Origin of the sequence: Actinomadura geliboluensis (genome assembly GCF_043197915.1) — a bacterium.
Classification (GTDB): domain Bacteria; phylum Actinomycetota; class Actinomycetes; order Streptosporangiales; family Streptosporangiaceae; genus Spirillospora; species Spirillospora geliboluensis.
The window spans coordinates 461,486-480,090 of sequence record NZ_JBICUA010000006.1 but is presented as its reverse complement, the minus strand read 5'-3'; the positions used below and the strand labels follow the sequence as shown (position 1 = coordinate 480,090).

15 protein-coding genes are annotated in these 18,605 nt (G+C 74.2%); 11 read left to right on the top strand and 4 right to left on the bottom strand.

Annotated features, from left to right (window positions below; genetic code table 11):
• Nucleotides 1-77 precede the first annotated feature (77 nt).
• Nucleotides 78-1,055, top strand: coding sequence for an ATP-binding cassette domain-containing protein (locus ACGFI1_RS22310; RefSeq protein WP_392732742.1), 978 nt, complete (start codon nucleotides 78-80; stop codon nucleotides 1,053-1,055).
• Entirely contained in the window at nucleotides 1,052-1,837 is a 786-nt protein-coding gene (locus ACGFI1_RS22305) for an ABC transporter permease (RefSeq protein WP_392787449.1), read from the top strand. The genes ACGFI1_RS22310 and ACGFI1_RS22305 overlap by 4 nt, the downstream gene beginning before the upstream one ends.
• Here ACGFI1_RS22305 and ACGFI1_RS22300 read toward each other — a convergent pair.
• The 3 genes from ACGFI1_RS22300 to ACGFI1_RS22290 form a co-directional block, all read right to left on the bottom strand.
• Nucleotides 1,815-4,931 (bottom strand): ATP-binding protein, encoded by a 3,117-nt coding sequence (locus ACGFI1_RS22300; RefSeq protein ID WP_392787447.1) that lies wholly within the window; start codon nucleotides 4,929-4,931, stop codon nucleotides 1,815-1,817. The genes ACGFI1_RS22305 and ACGFI1_RS22300 overlap by 23 nt on opposite strands.
• Before the next feature lie 78 nt (nucleotides 4,932-5,009).
• Nucleotides 5,010-5,876, bottom strand: coding sequence for an HAD family hydrolase (locus ACGFI1_RS22295; RefSeq protein WP_301173984.1), 867 nt, complete (start codon nucleotides 5,874-5,876; stop codon nucleotides 5,010-5,012).
• A 307-nt stretch (nucleotides 5,877-6,183) separates the two neighbouring features.
• Nucleotides 6,184-6,810, bottom strand: a complete 627-nt coding sequence (locus tag ACGFI1_RS22290; protein WP_386874603.1) for a sigma-70 family RNA polymerase sigma factor — start codon at nucleotides 6,808-6,810, stop codon at nucleotides 6,184-6,186.
• Nucleotides 6,811-6,964: 154 nt separating this feature from the next.
• On the opposite strand from ACGFI1_RS22290, the gene ACGFI1_RS22285 reads away from it, so the two are divergent.
• The 8 genes from ACGFI1_RS22285 to ACGFI1_RS22250 all read left to right on the top strand — a co-directional run bounded on the left by ACGFI1_RS22285 (nucleotide 6,965) and on the right by ACGFI1_RS22250 (nucleotide 15,459).
• Entirely contained in the window at nucleotides 6,965-8,254 is a 1,290-nt protein-coding gene (locus ACGFI1_RS22285; RefSeq protein WP_392787445.1) for a putative quinol monooxygenase, read from the top strand.
• Between the two features lies 1 nt (nucleotide 8,255).
• Nucleotides 8,256-8,507 (top strand): glutaredoxin family protein, encoded by a 252-nt coding sequence (locus ACGFI1_RS22280; protein ID WP_392787443.1) that lies wholly within the window; start codon nucleotides 8,256-8,258, stop codon nucleotides 8,505-8,507.
• Between the two features lie 280 nt (nucleotides 8,508-8,787).
• Complete coding sequence (locus tag ACGFI1_RS22275; RefSeq protein ID WP_392787441.1) at nucleotides 8,788-9,528, top strand: redox-sensing transcriptional repressor Rex; 741 nt, start codon at nucleotides 8,788-8,790, stop codon at nucleotides 9,526-9,528.
• Between the two features lie 79 nt (nucleotides 9,529-9,607).
• On the top strand, nucleotides 9,608-11,113 hold the full coding sequence (locus tag ACGFI1_RS22270; RefSeq protein ID WP_392787439.1) for a glutamyl-tRNA reductase: 1,506 nt from the start codon (nucleotides 9,608-9,610) through the stop codon (nucleotides 11,111-11,113).
• 47 nt (nucleotides 11,114-11,160) lie between these two features.
• Nucleotides 11,161-12,030 (top strand): hydroxymethylbilane synthase, encoded by an 870-nt coding sequence (hemC, locus tag ACGFI1_RS22265; RefSeq protein ID WP_240808271.1) that lies wholly within the window; start codon nucleotides 11,161-11,163, stop codon nucleotides 12,028-12,030.
• Nucleotides 12,031-12,158: 128 nt separating this feature from the next.
• The gene (locus ACGFI1_RS22260; protein WP_274704646.1) at nucleotides 12,159-13,688 is read left to right on the top strand and encodes a bifunctional uroporphyrinogen-III C-methyltransferase/uroporphyrinogen-III synthase; all 1,530 of its coding nucleotides are present in this window, start codon (nucleotides 12,159-12,161) and stop codon (nucleotides 13,686-13,688) included.
• 17 nt (nucleotides 13,689-13,705) lie between these two features.
• Nucleotides 13,706-14,689 (top strand): porphobilinogen synthase, encoded by a 984-nt coding sequence (gene hemB / locus ACGFI1_RS22255; RefSeq protein ID WP_392732738.1) that lies wholly within the window; start codon nucleotides 13,706-13,708, stop codon nucleotides 14,687-14,689.
• A gap of 179 nt (nucleotides 14,690-14,868) precedes the next feature.
• Nucleotides 14,869-15,459: a bifunctional DNA primase/polymerase gene (locus tag ACGFI1_RS22250; protein ID WP_240808268.1), complete on the top strand. Its 591-nt coding sequence runs from the start codon at nucleotides 14,869-14,871 to the stop codon at nucleotides 15,457-15,459.
• Nucleotides 15,460-15,528: 69 nt separating this feature from the next.
• Here the strand turns inward: ACGFI1_RS22250 and ACGFI1_RS22245 are convergent, their stop codons facing one another.
• Nucleotides 15,529-17,205, bottom strand: coding sequence for a serine/threonine-protein kinase (locus ACGFI1_RS22245; RefSeq protein ID WP_392787437.1), 1,677 nt, complete (start codon nucleotides 17,203-17,205; stop codon nucleotides 15,529-15,531).
• Nucleotides 17,206-17,305: 100 nt separating this feature from the next.
• On the opposite strand from ACGFI1_RS22245, the gene hemL reads away from it, so the two are divergent.
• Nucleotides 17,306-18,601 (top strand): glutamate-1-semialdehyde 2,1-aminomutase, encoded by a 1,296-nt coding sequence (gene hemL / locus ACGFI1_RS22240; protein ID WP_392787435.1) that lies wholly within the window; start codon nucleotides 17,306-17,308, stop codon nucleotides 18,599-18,601.
• Nucleotides 18,602-18,605 lie beyond the last annotated feature (4 nt).

Genomic DNA, 18,605 nt, shown 5'->3' with positions numbered 1-18,605 from the left:
TGCGGGCGCCGGGTCGCGAAACCTTGTGAAGCCGGGGTGAAAGCGGGGTGAAAGCGGGGAGCCCCAGTGTTCTCCGCATGGCGATAGAGGCGAGGCAGACGGCCATCTCGGTGGTCGGGCTGCGTAAGGCGTTCGGGGAGAAGACCGTCCTCGACGGGCTGGACCTGGAGGTGGCGCGCGGGACGGTGTTCTCGCTGCTCGGGCCGAACGGGGCGGGGAAGACGACGGCCGTGCGGATCCTGTCGACGCTGATCCGGGCGGACGGCGGCGAGGCGCGGGTCGCCGGGTGCGACCTGATGCGCGACCCCGACGGGGTGCGCAGGGCGATCGGGGTCACGGGGCAGTACGCGGCGGTGGACGGGCTGCTCACCGGGCGGGAGAACCTCATCCTGATGGCCGACCTCCACCATCTGGGGAAGGCCGCCGGGCGGCGGGCCGCCGACGAGCTGCTGGAGCGGTTCGACCTGGTGGAGGCGGCGGGCCGGACCGTCGCGACGTACTCGGGCGGGATGCGGCGGCGGCTCGACATCGCGATGACGCTGATCGGGAGCCCGCGGATCATCTTCCTGGACGAGCCGACGACCGGGCTCGACCCGCGCAGCCGCCGGACGACCTGGGAGATCGTCCGCGGCCTGGTGCGCGGCGGCGTGACGATCTTCCTGACCACGCAGTACCTGGACGAGGCCGACCAGCTCGCCGACCGCATCGCGGTGCTGGACGGCGGCCGGATCGTCGCCGAGGGGACGTCCGAGGAGCTGAAGCGGCTGGTGCCGGGCGGGCACGTCCGGCTGCGGTTCGCCGGGCCGGGCGAGCTGGACGCGGCGGCGCGCGTGCTCGGCGAGGCCGCGCGGGACGACGACGCGCTCGCGCTGCAGGTGCCGAGCGACGGCGGCGTCCGGTCGCTGCGGGCGCTGCTCGGGCGGCTGGAGGACGCGGCCGTCGAGGTCGGCGAGCTGTCCGTGCACACCCCCGACCTGGACGACGTGTTCCTCGCCCTCACCGGCCAGAAGGAGCAGAAGGAACAGAAGGAGCAGAAGGAGGAGGTCGCACGATGAGCGCGCTCGCACTGGCGATGACCGACTCCGCGACGATGCTGCGCCGCAACCTGCGGCACGCGCTGCGATACCCGTCCCTGACGCTCGCGGGCATGATGATGCCGATCTTCATCATGGTGCTGTTCGTCGGCGTGTTCGGGAACGTGCTCGGGGACGGCGTCGGCGACGCCGCCAAGGGCGACTACATCAACTACGTGGCGCCGGGGATCATCCTGATGGGGATCGCGTCCGGGTGCCTGCAGACGTCGGTCTCGGTGTGCGTCGACATGACCGAGGGCATCGTGGACCGGTTCCGGACGCTCGGCATCGCGCGGGCCTCCCTGCTGACCGGCCATGTGATCGGCAGCATGATCCAGACGCTGCTGAGCACGGCGGCGGTCGTCGGCGTGGCCGTCGCGATGGGGTTCCGGGCGAGCGGCGGCGTCCTCGACTGGCTCGCCGCTGCGGGGCTGCTGGTGGCGCTCACGTTCGCGCTGACGTGGGTCGGCGTCATGCTCGGGCTGCTGGCGAAGAACCCCGAGGGCGCGAGCAACACGCCGATGATCGTGCAGTTCCTGCCGTTCTTCGGCAGCGCGATCGTCCCGCCGGAGTCGATGCCGGCCGGGGTGCGGTGGTTCGCCGAGTACCAGCCGTTCACGCCGATCAACGAGACGCTGCGCGGCCTGCTGACCACGACGCCGGACGGGGCCGACGCGACGGCGGCTGCGGCCTGGTGCGCGGGGCTCGCCGTGGCCGGCTACACGATGTCGAAGGTGCTGTTCAACCGGAAGGCGCCTCGGTAGCGAGCGCCCGCGCGGCGTTCCAGAGGCCCTCGCGGGAGAGGCCGGCGTACTCCGCCACCGCGGCGCGGTACGCCGGCTCGTCGGCGTCGAGGGCGGCGCGGCGGGCGGCGGCGGGGGACATGGTCGGCTGGAAGGAGCGGCTGAAGTGCATCCGCTCGGCCAGCGCGATCCGGCGTGCGGCGCGGGTCCGGTCCTCGTCGATCATGGCGAGGGCCAGCAGGAGCGCGCCGCAGATGGGCAGGTCCATGACGGCGGGCGGCAGCGGGTGCGCCGCCTCGGCCAGCAGCGCGGACAGCTTGCCGGGCAGCCCTTCGGCGAGGTCTTGGACGAGGTCGAGCCGCCCGTGCCGCGCATGGGCGACGACGGTGACGCAGTGGGTGTCCACCGTCCACGGGTCGAGGCCGAGCGCGGGGGCGGGGAGCTCCTCGTCCGCGAGGCGCGACGCCGCCTCCCGCCACAGGCGCAGGCCCTTCTCGGCGTCGCCGCGCCCGAACGCGATCTCCGCGCGCGCGCCGAGGCTGAAGGTGGCCATGCCCGGCGAGTCGTACGGGCCCTCGGAGATGGACTGCTCCAGCAGCCGCTCCGCCTCGTCGAGCCGGCCGAGGTGGAGGTGGACGGCCGCGAGCGCCCACAGCAGCCCGAACATGTCGGGCCAGCCGTAGCGGTCGAGGAAGTCCAGCGAGGCCCGCAGGTGGTGCGCGGCCTCCGCCGGCCGGTCGACCTGCATCAGCAGCTCGCTGAGCCGCGAGTGGGCGATCAGCCGCAGCCAGGGCGAGGGGGCGGTCTCCGCCGCCTCCGCCATCGCCTCGGTGGCCTCCAGCGCGCCCGGCAGGTCGCCCTCGTGCTCGCGGATGTAGCCGGTGACGCAGTCCGCGAGGGCCGCGAGCAGCGGCCGGTCGCCGGCGCGCATCCGGTCGAGCGCCGCGCAGTCGGGGCCCAGGATCTCGGGCGCCGACCCGACCAGGACCGCCAGCGCCCGGACGAGGCCGTCCGGCTGCACGGGCGGGAGCCGGCGCAGCGCGACGAGCGCGCGGGTGACCTGCGGCCCCTTCAGCATGACTGTGGTGAGGACGCTCAGCGCCAGCGCCGTCCGGGTGACGCCGACGTCCCGCGGGCCGGGGCGGAACCGGCTCAGCACGCCGGCGGTCTCCTCCACCACCGTGATCATCCGGCTGAAGGCGGACTCCAGCGTCCACAGGCCGCCCAGCACCGCCGTGGCCGCCGCGACCGCGGGGCCGTCCCGCCGGGCGAGCCCGTGCCGGAGCGCCTGGAGGAGGTTGTCCTGCTCGGCGCGGACGCGGTCCAGCGGCGCGACGGGATCGGCCCCGAACAGCTCCTCGTGGTGCGCGGCGCCGAACTCGCGCGCCCAGGCGAGCAGCCCGTCCACCGCGCGCTCCGTCTCCCCTTCGGCCTCGCGGTGGGACGCGCTGAACTCGCGGACGCTCTCCAGCATCAGGAACCGCGTGCCCGCGCCGTCCTCGGCCGTGGCGAGCAGCGACTGGCCGACGAGGTCGTCCAGGACGTCGAGCGCGTCGCCGTCCAGCAGGTGGCGGGCCGCGTCCAGGGTGAAGCCGCCGGAGAAGATCGACAGCGCCCGCATCGCGGCCTGCCGGGACGGCGACAGCAGGGCCCAGCTCCAGTCGACAACGGCGTGCATCGTCCGGTGCCGGGACGGCGCGTCGCGGGCGTTCCCGCGCAGCAGCGCGAACCGGTCGTCCAGCCCGCGCGCGATCTCCGGCACCGACATGACCCGGACGCGCGCCGCCGCCAGCTCCACCGCGAGCGGCAGCCCGTCCAGGTGCCGGCACAGCTCCTCGACGGTGCCGGGCGGCAGGCCCACGCCGGGACGCGCGGCCGAGGCCCGCTGCCGGAACAGCTCGACCGCCGCGTCCAGGCCGAGCGCGGGCAGCGGGTACACCGACTCCGACGACAGGCCCAGCGGCGCGCGGCTCGTGGCCAGCACCCGCACGTCCCGCGTCATCGACACCAGGGCGCCGACGAGGGCGGCGACGCCGTCGACGACGTGCTCGCAGTTGTCCAGGACGAGCAGGACCGGGCCGGGGCCGAGCGCGTCCACGATCCCGGGGAGCGTCCCGCCGGGGCGGCGCGGCGCCCGCCGGGCCTCGCCGACGCCGAGCACCGACGCGACCTCGCCCTCCACGTCCCCGTCCCGCGCGACGCCGGCCAGCGTGACGACGTGCACCGCGCGCTGCGGCGCGTCCCGCGCCACCGCGTGCGCCAGCCGCGTCTTGCCGAGCCCGCCCGTGCCCACGATCGAGGTGACGCGGGACGTGCGCAGCAGCTCCAGGACGGCGGCGAGGTCGCCGTCGCGGCCGAGCAGCGGGTTCGGCTCGTGCGCGACACCGCGCCGGACCACCGGGGCCTCTTCGCGCAGCAGCTCCTCCTGGACGCCTTGCAGAGCAGCGCCGGGATCTGTCCCGAGCGAGTCGCGCAGCGAGCGCCGGTAGGTCTCGTAGCGGGCCAGCGCGGCGGACGGCCCCGCCGTCGCGGCTTCGCACCGCAGCAGCTCGGCGAGGACCTCCTCGTCACGGGGGCACTCGGGTGCGACAGCGCGCAGCGCGTCGAATCCCTCCTGATGCCGTCCGAGCCGGGCCAGCGCAAGCGCGCGCGCACGGCGCAGCGTCCCGTAGGTCGAGGTGCGCTCCGCCCGCAACACGGAGAGGGGGTCGCCCCCTTCATCCGGTGTCGGCGGCCCGTCCCACAGCGCGAGCCCTTCCTCCGCATGCGTCAGCGCCGCCGCGTGGTTCCCGTCCCTGGCGGCCTGTGCACTCGCCTCCGCAGCGAGCAGCACGGCGCACGCGTCCACCTCGGATCCGTCGAGCCCCAGCCGGTAACCGGTGGGCGTGCTCTCGATGACGTCCGCGCCTAGCTGCGACCGCGCGCGCGACACCACGACTTGGAGCGCCTTGGCCGGGTTCTCTGGACGATCGTCCGCCCAAAGCCCTTCGACCAGCCGTGCAACGGACGCACCGCCCCGCCCCTCGGCGGCGAGCAGCGCGAGCAGCCCCCGCACCCGTGGGCTCGTGACGTCCCGCCCCCGGCAGGCGACCCGCGACAGCAACGTCAGTTCCACGGGGACAGCGTAGGGCGTACCCGAAAAACGCGATAGGTCTCGACTTCCTGCCCCGGACGCGGACGGGAAGGGCGCGAGTCAGGCGCGGTAGTGGCGGCGGAGGGCCACGCCGGCGGCGACGCCGCCGGCCAGGGCGCCGGCGCCCGCCGCGGCGGGCAGGGCGATCATGGTGACCTTGCGGCCGGTGCGGAAGTCGTGGATCGGCCAGCCGTGGTCGCGGGCGTGGGCGCGCAGCTCGGCGTCGGGGTTGACGGCGTGCGGGTGGCCGACGGCGGTCAGCATCGGCAGGTCGTTGATCGAGTCGCTGTAGGCGGAGCAGCGGGCGAGGTCGAGGCCCTCCCGGGCGGCGAGCGCGCGGACGGCCTCCGACTTGGCCGGGCCGTGCAGCAGGTTGCCGACGAGCCGGCCCGTGTAGACGCCCTCGCGGGTCTCGGCGACGGTGCCGAGCGCGCCGGTGAGGCCGAGGCGGTGCGCGATCGTGCGGGCCACCTCGACGGGCGTCGCGGTGACGAGCCAGACCTGCTGGCCCGCGTCCAGGTGCCCGAGGGCGAGGGTGCGGGTGCCGTGCCAGATGCGGTCCGCCATCACCTCGTCGTAGATCTCCTCGCTGAGCCGGACGATCTTGTCGACCCGCTGCCCGGCGACGAAGGCGAGCGCGGCCTCCTTCGCGCTGCCGATGTGCTCGGAGTTCTCGCTGCCGCGCAGCCGGAACGCGGCCTGCCCCCAGGCGAACATCGCGAGGTCGCGCATCGTGAACAGCTTGCGGGCGGCCAGCCCCCGCGCGAAGTAGTAGATCGACGCGCCGCGCATCATCGTGTTGTCCACGTCGAAGAACGCCGCGGCGGCGGGGTCGGGCACGGGCAGCGGACCGGGCGGGGCCGCTGCCGCGGCGGCGGCCTCCCCGGCGCTCTTGTGGTCCACGTCGCGTTGCCAGAATCGCCGCATGAGGCGAAGCCTAGTCAACCGCCTCCCCGCGCCCCTCCTCCCGGCGGCGGTTGCGGCACTCTTCATCCCGGTCGCCCGCGGCCGCCACCAGCCGTTCACGCAGTACTTCGCGGAACCGCGGATCCGGCCCCGTCCCCCCGCCCGCCCGCAGCCGGGCGAGCACGTTCCCCTGCTCGATGGTGCTTCCTCGTCTCGTCTTCACAGCCCGGTTCTCATCGGCCGCTCCCTCGCGGTGTGCCGGGCGCGCCTGCGCCTCTGACCGGAGAAACGATCGGGCGGTGGGCCGGGTTACGGCCCACCCGGCGCGTCAGCGGCGCAGATCGTCGGGGAGCATGCGCGCGAGGGAGCGGACGGCGCGGTACTGCAGCGCCTTGATGGCGCCGGGCTTCTTGCCCATGACGAGCGCGGTCTCGGCGACCGACAGGCCGTGCAGGAACCGCAGGACGACGCATTCCTGCTGCTCCGAGCCGAGCCGCCGGACGGCGAGCAGCAGCGTCCGGTTGGTCAGCGCGTCGAGGACGGTCCGCTCCGGCCCCTCGTGGTGGCGGTCGGGCTCGATCAGCTCGGCGGTGCAGACCTCCAGCCGGTAGCGGCCGGACTTGAAGTGGTCGGCGACGAGGTTCCGGGCGATCGTCACCAGCCAGGCGCCGAAGTCCTTGCCCTGCCAGTGGAAGTCGCAGATGCGGCGGAGGGCGCGCAGGAACGTCTCGCTCGTCAGGTCCTCGGTGAGGGAGTGCGTCCCGACCCGGTAGTAGATGTACCGGTAGACGAGCTCGACGTAGTGGTCGTAGAGGGAGCCGAACGCGTCGGCGTCGCCGTCCCGGGCGCGCAGGACCAGCGCCTTCAGGACCTCCGCCCGGTCGGATCCGGGCTCGGCGCGCCGGGAACGCCGAGGAAGCGGGATGACCCCGGCATCGAGGGACAAGCTGCTCATGCAGTTCTCCTCGGGGCGTACGCGACCTCCGGCGTGATCTGCCACTCTAGATACCGGAAGGTACGGGAAGCAATGGCCGGTTTCGTGGGGCCTTTCCCGCTCTTCAACGGCGCGGTTACCCGTCCGCTCGCGGCATCGGGCACCATTAGGCGCGATGGTCTCCGCTCTTCTCGCGCTTCTGGCGACCCTTGGCGCCCTGGCCGCCACCGGGTTGCTGGTTCAGCGCGCCCACAAGGACCGGCTGCTCTACCTCATCGCGTGGTCCTTCACCCAGGTCGGGCTGACGCTCGCCCTGCTGTGCATGGCCCTCGGCTTCATGATGGGGTTCAACGGCCCGCTGTTCCGGGTCATGGAACTCGGCGCCGCGCTGATCGGGCCGGTGTGGCTCGCGCTCGGCATGGTCGAGCTGATCGCGCGCTACGTGCAGGTGCGGTTCGCGGGATGGCTGTTCGCGATCTCCTACACGGTGGTCGCGATCGTGATCCTCATCCTTGACCCGCTCAAGGGCTCGCTGTCCAAGAGCCTGCCCAAGCCGGGCTCCACCTACGACGCGCTGCCGCTGCTGCTGATCGACGGCGCGCACGTCGTCGCGGTGGTGTCCCTGGCCGCGTGCACCGGCGTCACCGCGTGGCTCGCGAGCAAGCAGGACCAGGAGGCCGCCGAGCTGCTGATCCCGGTCGCGCTGGTCGCGCTCGCGGGCGTGCTGGTCGTCAGCGGCACCCGCGGGTTCCTGCCGGCGCCGCTCGCGGTGATCGCGCTCGGCGCCGCGGTCGGGCTCGTCTGGTACGGCGCGATGCGCACGATCCCCGTCTACGACGAGGACGGCGACTACGACGAGTACGAGGGCTACGACGACCAGGACGGCTACCGGCCCCCGACCGGCTACGAGGAGCAGCCGTACGCGGCGAAGCCCGAGCCCGTCCCGGCGCCGACCCCCTCGCCCGAGCCGCGCCGCGGCGAGCTGCGCTTCCCGGAGCCGTCCGTCGAGGAGCTGCGCTTCTCCGACAACCCGGCCGGGCCGACCGCCGTCGACGGCCTGGGCGGCCCCGCCGGGCTGCCCGGCCTGCCCGGCCTGCCGGGCGCCCCGGCGCCCGCGCCCGGCGGTGACCTGGCGAACGCGTGCGGCCAGATCACCGTCTACACGCTGCTGGACGGCCGCGAGGACGCCTTCGACCGGCTCGCCGCCGACCTGGTGAAGGCCGCGCTGGCGGCCGAGCCGGACACGGTGATCTTCGCCTGCCACGAGGTGGTCGGCGGCCCCACGCAGCGGATCTTCTACCAGCTCTTCCGGGACGAGGCGGCGTTCGCCGCGCACCGGGGCCAGGCGCACCTGCGCCGGTTCCTGGCGGAGTCGCGCACGCACGTGCTGGCCACGAACGTGATCGAGCTGAAGCTCGGCCCGGCCAAGGTGCCGCTGCCGGCGCCGGGGGTCCCCGGGAGGTGACATGCCGGACGAGATCATGATCACGCTGCTCGGCAAGCCGGGCTGCCATCTGTGCGACGACGCCCGCGCGGTGATCGAGCGGGTCGCCGGCGAGCTCGGCGTCGCATGGGAGGAGCGCGACATCACGCGGTCGGAGGCCGACTACGAGCGGTACTGGGAGCAGATCCCGGTCACGCTGGTCAACGGCGTCCAGCACGACTTCTGGCGGGTCGACGAGGACCGGCTGCGCGCCGCCGTCGGCAAGCTCCGCTGACCGGCGAAAACCCGCCGGGGGTGTCGGGTCGGTCACATCCGAACGACATTCGGGTTGTGGGCCCGTAGGCTGGAAGGCCCAGTAGGGCGGCGTTTCCGCGCGTCCGCCCGGCCCGTCCGACCGGGGGGTGACTTTGTGCGCGTGTTCACAAAGGCTTAACCTGGTGGCCAGCCCTGGGGGCGGTCGGGCCGCGGTCGTCAGGCCGTCACCGAGCCGCGCAGGCCGGGGCGAGGGGGCCATCCGGCGCCCCGTCCCCAGCGTCGAGCTTGAAGAGCAGGCCGTGACACCTCGACAGAACCGGCACCGCGACCGCGCGGGCCGCGGCATCCCCGAAGCCACCGTGGCGCGGCTCCCGGTGTACCTGCGGGCGCTCACCGGGCTCCAGGAGCGCGGCGTCGCGACCGTCTCCTCCGAGGAACTGGCGGCGGCCGCCGGCGTGAACTCGGCCAAGCTCCGCAAGGACCTGTCCCACCTCGGCTCCTACGGCACGCGCGGCGTCGGCTACGAGGTCGAGTACCTCGTCTACCAGATCTCCCGCGAGCTCGGCCTCACCCAGGACTGGGTGATCGCCATCATCGGGGTCGGTAACCTGGGCCGTGCGCTGGCCGGCTACGGCGGTTTCGCGTCCCGCGGCTTCCGCGTGGCGGGCCTGCTGGACGCGGACGAGGCCATCGTCGGACAGGAGATCTCCGGCATGACGGTGGCGCACATCGACCGGCTGGAGGACATCATCGCGGGCCACGGCGTGTCCATCGCCGTGATCGCGACCCCCGCGGGCGCCGCCCAGGGAGTCTGCGATCGCGTGGTGGCCGCGGGCGTGACCAGCGTCCTGAACTTCGCCCCCGTCGTGCTGTCGGTGCCCGACGGGGTCGACGTGCGCAAGGTCGACCTGTCGATCGAGCTGCAGATCCTCGCGTTCCACGAGGCGCGCAAGGCCGGCGGGCCGGACGGCTTCGCCCCGCTGGCCGCGGGCGACGCGCCGCCCGGGACTTCGCAGTACGTAGAGACGGTTGAAGCATGAGCCGGGTCGAGCGGGGGACCGGAACCGGGACCGGCGGCGGGGCGGGCGTGAGGCGGGCGATCATGAGCGAGGACGCGGCATGAGCATTCTGGTGGTGGGTCTCAGTCACCGCAGCGCGCCCGTGGCGGTGCTGGAGCGGGCGGCGGTGGCCGGGGACGACCTGGCCAAGCTGCTGCACGCGGTGCACGACTCGGCGAACGTCGTCGAGGCCGCGATCGTCTCGACGTGCAACCGGGTCGAGATCTACGCCGTGGTCGACAAGTTCCACGGCGGCGTGTCCGCGATCTCCGAGCTGCTGGCCCTGCACTCCGGCGTCCCGATGGACGACCTGTCCCGGCACCTGTACGTCCACTACGAGGAGCGGGCCGTCCAGCACGTGTTCGCGGTGGCGTGCGGGCTGGAGTCGATGGTCGTCGGCGAGGGCCAGATCCTCGGCCAGATCCGGCAGGCGTTCAAGCTCGCGCAGGACGAGGGGACGCTCGGCCGCGACCTGCACGACGTCCTGCAGCAGTCGCTGCGGGTGGGCAAGCGCGCCCACCACGAGACCGGCATCGACAAGGCCGGCGCGTCGCTGGTCAGCGTGGGCCTGGACGTCGCCGCCCGGCACCTCGGCCCGCTGGAGGGGGTGCGCGCGCTGGTGGTCGGCGCCGGGTCGATGAGCTCGCTGGCCGCGGCCACGCTGAGCCGCGCCGGGGCGGGCGAGGTGGTGATCGCCAACCGCACGCACGCGAACGCCGTCCGCCTCGCCGAGTCGCTGGACGCCCCGTCCCGCGCGATCGACCTGGCCGACCTGGACGACGCGCTCGCCGGCGCCGACCTCGTGGTGTCCTGCACCGGCGCGACCGGCCTGGTCCTGACGGCCGCGCAGCTGGCGGCGCGCGGCGTCGGGGACGACGGCCGGCGCCGCTTCTTCCTGGACCTGGCGCTCCCGCACGACATAGAGCGGTCCGTCCGCGAGCTGCCCGGCGTCGAACTCGCCGGGCTGGACGACCTGCGCACCGCGCAGGAGGCCGCGAGGGCGATCGGCCCGGCGGCCGTCGAGGCGGTCCGGCGGATCGTGTGCGAGGAGGTCGAGGCGTTCCTCAGCGCCGCCCGCGCCGCCGCCGTCGCGCCGACCGTGGTCGCGCTGCGCAGCAAGGCGGCGAAGGTGGTGAACGCGGAGCTGGCCCGGCTGACCGGCCGGCTGCCGGAACTGGACGACCGGGACCGCAAGGAGATCGAGCAGACCGTGCGGCGCGTGGTGGACAAGCTGCTCCACGCGCCGACCGTCCGGGTCAAGGAGCTGGCGGCGGCGCCGGGCGGCGACTCCTACGCCGACGCGCTGCGCGAGCTGTTCGACCTGGACCCGAAGGCCCCCGAGGCGGTGGCCCGCGCCGACATGCGCGAGGACGAGCCCGCGGCCGAGATCGCGCCGGAGTGCGCGGAGGCGGACTGCGTCAGCCCCGCGCCCGTGTCGGCGAACACCGTGGCGAGCGCCGTGCCGCCGGACGGTGTCAACGTGGAGACGGTGAACGCCCAGGCCGCGAGCGTCCGGGCGGTCAGCGCCCGGCACGCGGCCCCGGGGCGTGAAGGAGACGAGACGTGACTACTGGCAAGGGCCGCGCGCTGCGGCTCGGCACCCGCAAGAGCCTGATGGCGACGACGCAGTCGCAGGGCGTCGCGGACGCGTTGACCCGGCTGACCGGGCATGCCGTGGAGCTGGTCGGGGTAACGACGCAAGGTGACGTCTCCAAGGCCCTGCTCGCCCAGATCGGCGGCACGGGCGTGTTCGTCAACGCCCTCCGCGACAAGATCCTGTCCGGTGAGGTGGACTTCGCCGTGCACTCGCTGAAGGATCTGCCGACCTCGGAGACGCCGGGCATCGCGCTGGCCGCGACGCCGCGCCGCGACGACCCGCGGGACGCGCTGTGCGGGCCGTCCAAGCTGGCCGACCTGCCGCGCGGCGCCCGCGTCGGCACCGGCTCGCCGCGCCGGGTCGCGCAGCTGCGCGCGCTCCGCCCGGACCTGGAGATCGTGCCGATCCGCGGCAACGCCGACACCCGGCTCCGCAAGATCGCCGACGGCGAGCTGGACGCCGTGGTGCTGGCGCACGCGGGCCTGAAGCGCATCGGCCGGCTGGCGGAGGTCGGCGAGGTCTTCGACCCCGACCAGATGCTGCCCGCGCCCGGCCAGGGCTCGCTCGCCCTCGAATGCCGCGCCGACCGCACCGACCTGCTGGAGCTGCTTGGAACGGTCGACGACGCCCCGACCAGGCGCGCCGTCACCGCCGAGCGGACGATCCTGGCGGTGCTGGAGGCGGGCTGCTCCGCTCCCGTGGGAACATACGCTGCCGAAGTAGATGAAGAGCTGCATCTGACCGCGACCGTCGCCGCGTACGACGGGAGCCGGCAGATCAGGCTGTCCGCAAGCGGCCACCCGGATGCCGCCGAGCAGATCGGCCGCGACCTCGCGGCCCGGCTGCTCGCGCAGGGGGCCGACCAGTTGATGGGGGAGCGCGATTGAGCCCCGCCGCGAAGAGCACCGCCGCCGAGAGCAGGGCGGGCGAGAGCAAGGCCGCCAGGAGCACCAAGGGCGCGGCCCCGGGCGCGTCCCCGGCGGCGCGCCGGACGACGGAGCCGGGGACGGTCGCGATCGTCGGCATGGGCCCGGGTGACCCGGGGCTGCTGACGCTGCGCGCCGCCGCCGAGCTGGAGCGCGCCGACACCGTCATCGTCAGCCGCGCGCACTGCCCCGACGACGTCCTCGCGCACTGCCGCGCGGACGCCGAGATCGTCGACACCGCCGAGGGCGACCCGGTGAAGATGGCCGTCCGCGCCGCCAAGGCCGGCCGGCGCGTGGTCCGGATGTTCGCCGGCGACCCGGGCGTCGCCTGCGGCCTGGCCGCCGAGGGCGCCGCGCTGCACAAGGCGGGCGTGCCGTTCGAGGTCGTGCCGGGCGTGTCCGCGGTGACCGGCGTGCCGGGCTACGCGGGCATCCCGCTGACCGACCCCGAGCACCGCGAGTTCCGGTTCGTGGACGCCTCGTCCGGCGGCGTCGACTGGGAGGCGTTCGCGAGCGACTCCGCGACGCTCGTCATCACCGGCGCGGAGGGCGCGGTCGCCGACGTGGCCAAGGGCCTGGTCGCGGCCGGGCGCCCCGACTCCACCCCGGCCGCCATGACGAGCCTCGGCACCACCACCGAGCAGGAGACGGTCGTCTCGACGCTGAGCAGGCTCGCGGCCGACACCAAGGGCATGGAGTCGCCCGCCATGATCATCGTGGGGGACGTCGTGGCCTGGCGCGACCGGCTGTCGTGGTTCGAGACCAAGCCGCTGTTCGGCTGGCGGGTGCTGGTGCCGCGCACCAAGGAGCAGGCCGCGACCCTGTCGGACCAGCTCCGCGGGTACGGCGCCGTCCCGGACGAGGTCCCGACGATCTCCGTCGAGCCGCCGCGCACCCCCCAGCAGATGGACCGGGCCGTCAAGGGCCTCGTCACCGGCCGCTACGAGTGGGTGGTGTTCACCTCCACCAACGCGGTCAAGGCGATCCGGGAGAAGTTCGTCGACTACGGCCTCGACGCCCGCGCGTTCGCCGGGCTGAAGGTCGCCGCCGTCGGCGAGCAGACCGCCGCCGCGCTGGTCGAGTTCGGCATCCAGCCCGACCTCGTCCCGGCCGGGGAGCAGTCCGGCGAGGGCCTGGCCCGCGAGTGGCCGCCCTACGACGAGGACCTCGACCCGATCAACCGGGTGCTGCTGCCGCGCGCCGACATCGCCACCGACGTGCTGATCGCCCGGCTGACCGAACTCGGCTGGGAGTGCGAGGACGTGACCGCCTACCGGACGGTCCGCGCCGCGCCGCCGCCCGCCCCGATCCGCGAGGCGATCAAGGGCGGCGGGTTCGACGCGGTGCTGTTCACCTCGTCGTCCACGGTGAAGAACCTGATCGGCATCGCCGGCAAGCCGCACAACGTGACGGTGATCGCGGTGATCGGGCCGCAGACCGCCAAGACAGCGCAGGAGTACGGGCTGCGCGTCGACGTGATGGCGGAGAAGCCGTCGGTATCGGCCCTCGCCGAGGCGCTCGCGGAGTACGGTGCGAACCGGCGGGCGGCCCAGATCGAGGCGGGGGACCCGCTCCGCAAGCCCAGCCAGATGCGCCGGGGGGCCCGGCGCCGGAAGTAGACCATCCAGAGGAACCCATGTCCGCACAGTTTCCCGTCGCCCGGCCGCGGCGGCTGCGCCGCACGCCCGCGCTGCGCCGGCTGACCGCCGAGACGCGGCTCGCGCCGGCCGATCTCATCCTGCCGATGTTCGTCAAGGAGGGGATCACCGAGCCGCAGCCGGTCGCGTCCATGCCGGGCGTGTTCCAGCACACCCGCGACAGCCTGCGCAAGGCCGCGCACGAGGCGGCCGAGGCCGGCGTCGGCGGCATCATCCTGTTCGGGATCCCGGCGGTGAAGGACGGCACCGGCTCCGCCGCCGACGACCCCGACGGGATCGTCCAGCTCGCGCTGCGCGACCTGGCGGCCGACCTCGGCGACGCCGCCGTCGTCATGACGGACCTGTGCCTGGACGAGTACACCGACCACGGGCACTGCGGCATCCTCACCGACGCGGGCGAGATCGACAACGACGCGACGCTGGAGCGGTACGCCTCGATCGCGGTCGCGCAGGCCGCGGCCGGCGCGGCCGTGGTCGGCCCGTCCGGCATGATGGACGGCCAGGTCGGCGCGATCCGGGGGGCGCTGGACGCCGCCGGCCACCCCGACGTCGCGATCCTGGCGTACTCGGTGAAGTACGCGTCGGCGTACTACGGCCCGTTCCGCGACGCCGCCGAGTGCGCGCCGCAGTTCGGCGACCGCTCCACCCACCAGCAGGACCCGGCGAACGCCGACGAGTCGATCCGCGAGGTGCTCCTCGACCTCGACGAGGGCGCCGACATGGTCATGGTGAAGCCCGCGGGCGCCTACCTCGACATCGTCCGCCGCGTCCGCGACACGGTGGACGTGCCCGTCGCCGCCTACCAGGTGAGCGGCGAGTACGCGATGATCGAGGCCGCTGCCGAGAAGGGCTGGATCGACCGCGAGCGCACCATCATGGAGTCGCTGGTCTCGATCCGCCGCGCCGGCGCCGACATGGTCCTCACCTACTGGGCGGCCGAGGCCGCCAGGATGGTGTCCTGACGCAGGCCAGGACGGTCCCTAGTTACTTAGGGTCGTTTTCTGGGGGTTGCCGTGTCTGGGCGTGACACGTGCGGGCATCATCGGTAACCAAGGAACCCACGCGCGACCTTGGGCTATTGGGGGGCGAGATGCTGGCGGTCACTGGGCACAGGCGGCAGAAGGCGGCACGGAACAACCGGATGGCCGCGGTCGCGCGGGAGTACGCGGAGCTCGGATGGCCGTGCTATCCGGGCGCCCACGTCGGCGCCGACCGGGCGTGCTCCTGCGACCGGATCGGGTGTCCCGACCCGGGCGCGCACCCGGTATCGGCGGCCTGGGCGCACCAGGCCAGCGTCGACCCCGACGTGATCGCGCGCTGGTGGGAGAAACGCCCGCAGGCCAACATCATCCTGCCGACGGGCCGGGTCTTCGACGTGTTCGACGTCCCGGCCGCCGCCGGCGCCATCGCCCTCGACCGGATCGAGCGGGACGAGCTTCCCGTCGGTCCGGTCGCGTCGTTCGGGGGCGAGCGGTACCTGTTCTTCGTCGCGACCCGCGGCGCGCCCGTCGACGAGGACGAGTGGTGGTCGTGCCATCTCGACACCCTGCCGGAGGACGTCGCCGAGACGCCGGGCATGCGGTGGCACTGCCGCGACAGCTACGTGGTCGCGCCGCCGTCCGTGCTGCCGTACGGGCGCGAGGTGGCCTGGGTGCGGCCGCCCGAGCGCGACTCGCTGCCCGACCCGCTGCGCCTCCTGGAGGTCCTCGCGGACGCCTGCGAGGGCGCCTGACCCCGCGCCGGGCCTGACTCGGCGCGGCGCCTGTCTCAGCGCCGCGCCTGACCCCGCCCCGCGCCCGGCTCAGCGCGGGGCGTTGATGGCGGGCGCGGCGCCCCACTTGGTGTAGGAGCCGTGCTGCACCTGGTTGCGGCCCTTCTCAGCCCCGGCGCGCACCCAGAACTTGACCGGGCGCTGCCGAGCGTCGAGCTTGATGGCGAAGGTGATCTTCTCGACGCCGGTCGCCTGCGCCATCCGCGCGTACATGGGGCCGACGCCGGGGGCCTCCGCCAGCTTCGCGGCGGGCGCCTCGCCCTCGTAGATCGCTCCCGACTTGGCGAGCTTCGTCGCCGTCCGCAGCAGGGTGGTGAGGTTCGCGACGGAACTGCCCTGGCGGACCTGGTCGGCCACCGCCGGGTAGCCGCGCCCGCCGAACGCCGACGGCCGCCACTGCTTGCCGACCCGCACGTACAGCCGGTCCTCGACGATCACGGCGCGCACCGGCTTGCGGGCCGCGCCCGACCCGGTGATCGTCATGGAGTGGGCCGCGGGGCCGAGCGTGCCCTTGCCGCTGAGGGGGAAGCCGCAGCAGCCGGTCTGCCAGTAGCTGAACGTCGCGCCCGGGGTCTGCGCGACGGCCCGGTCGATCCGCTCGATGAGCGGCGCCGGGTTCACCCCGCCGGCCGGCAGGGTCGGCTGGGGGCTGCTGGTCTGCGCGGGCGTCGGCACCGGTTCGGGCGGCGGCGACGCCTTGTCGTCCTTCTTCAGGAGCGTCGCCGCGCCCGCGCCGCCTCCGGCGAGGACGACCAGGGCGACGGCCGCGGCCACCCACGGCACGCGGGAGCGGCGGCCGGGCTGCTTGCCGGCGACGACCGGGTTCCGGCCGCTGCTGCGGGACGGCTTGGGCTTCGGCGGCTCCGGCTGCAGCGCGGCCTGCGCGGCGAGTTCGGTGAGCCGGCCGCGGCCCTGCGCCTCCCACGACGGCCCGTAGGCGGAGACGGCCGCGTCCTCCAGCGCGCCGAGGAAGTCGGCGGCGGACTTCGGGCGGTGCTCCGGCTCCTTCGCGAGGCCCTGGTGGACGAGCGTGCGCAGCGGCCCCGGCACCTCCTCGGCCGGGACGGCCGCCTCGCGGTGCAGCCGCGCCATGTTGCGCCCCGCGTACGGGGGGCGGCCGGTGAGGCACTCGAAGAAGACCGCGGTCGCGGCGTACAGGTCGGTGGCGACGGTCGCGGGCTCGCCGTCCCACAGTTCGGGCGCCGCGTACTGCGCGCCGGACCGCACCTCGGTGCCGGCGGGCGCCGTCGCGAAGTCGGTGAGCCGGGCGTTGCCGTCGGCGTCGACCAGGATGTTCGACGGCCGCAGCGCGCCGTGCACGACGCCGTGCTCGTGCGCGGCGGCCAGGCCGAGGAGCACCCCGCCGAGCAGCGACAGGGCCGCCAGGGGGCCGCTCGGGCCCTGCGCGGCCAGCACCCGGCGCAGGCTGACGCCCTCGACCCACTGCATCACGATCGCGGCGCCGTCCGCGGACTCCACGAAGTCGTAGAAGTCGACCACGTTGGGGTCCTCGAGCTGGGACAGGGGACGCGCCGCGGCGCGGAACCGCGCCAGAAACGCCTCGTCGGCCGCGAGCGCGCCGTCGAGGTATTTGATCGCGACCTTCGTGCCGGTCGGGTCGTCGACCGCCAGCACCACGCGGCCCGAGGCGCCCCTGCCGAGCTCCCGCTCGTGGGTGAAGCCCGGGACCGTCCAGCCGTCAACCACGTTGAAAGCCCATCCCTCCGATGTCGTACTTGGTGGAATATCGGCCCGTACGGCGCGAGGTCAAGGCAAGTCGCCGAACTGCAACTGAGAGACTGCAACCGTGACTGATTTCGATCGCTCCCGCCAGCTGTTCGACCGTGCCGCCGGGGTCGTGCCCGGCGGCGTCAACTCGCCGGTGCGGGCCTTCGGCGCCGTCGGCGGGACGCCCCGCTTCATGGCGTCCGGGCAGGGCCCGTACCTGACGGACGCCGACGGCAACACCTACGTCGACCTGGTGTGCTCCTGGGGTCCGCTGATCCTCGGGCACGCGCACCCGGCCGTGGTCGAGGCGGTGCGGGACGCGGCGGGCCGCGGCACGTCCTACGGCGCGCCCACCCCGGGCGAGGTGGAGCTCGCCGAGGAGATCGTGGCGCGCACCCCGGTGGAGAAGGTCCGGCTGGTCAACTCCGGGACCGAGGCGACGATGTCGGCGATCCGGCTGGCGCGCGGCTTCACCGGACGCACCAAGATCGTGAAGTTCGCGGGCTGCTACCACGGGCACGTGGACTCGCTGCTCGCGGCGGCCGGGTCGGGCGTCGCCACGTTCGGGCTGCCCGACACGCCCGGTGTCACCGGCGCGACGACCGCCGACACGCTGATCCTGCCCTACAACGACGTCACCGCCGCGGAGATGGCGTTCCACGAGCACGGCACCGACATCGCGTGCGTCATCACCGAGGCCGTCCCGTGCAACATGGGCGTGGTCCCGCCGCTGGACGGGTTCAACGCGCTGCTGAAGCGGCTGTGCGAGCGGTACGGGGCGCTGCTGGTGGTCGACGAGGTGCTCACCGGGTTCCGCGCGTCCGCGTCCGGCTGGTACGGGATCGAGGGCGTCGCCGGCGACCTGATGACGTTCGGGAAGGTGATGGGCGGCGGGCTGCCCGCCGCCGCGTTCGGCGGCCGCGCCGACATCATGGACCACCTCGCCCCGGCCGGGCCCGTGTACCAGGCGGGCACCCTGTCCGGGAACCCGCTCGCGACCGCCGCCGGGCTCGCCACGCTGCGCAACGCCACCGCCGACGTCTACGCGGCCATCGACCGGTCGGCGGAGATCGTCGGGAAGGCGGCGTCGGAGGCGCTGGAGCGGGAGGGCGTGCCGCACGTCCGGCAGAACGCCGGCAGCCTGTTCTCGCTCTTCTTCAGCGACGCGCCGGTGGGCGACTTCACCGCCGCGCAGCGGCAGGACTCCAAGGCGTACGCGGCGTTCTTCCACGCCGCCCTGGAGCGCGGCGTGTACCTGCCGCCGTCGGCGTACGAGGTGTGGTTCCTGTCGGCCGCGCACGACGAGGAGGCGCTGGGACGCATCCTGGACGCCCTCCCGCACGCCGCCCGAGCCGCCGCCCAGGCGTCGTCCTAGCGGG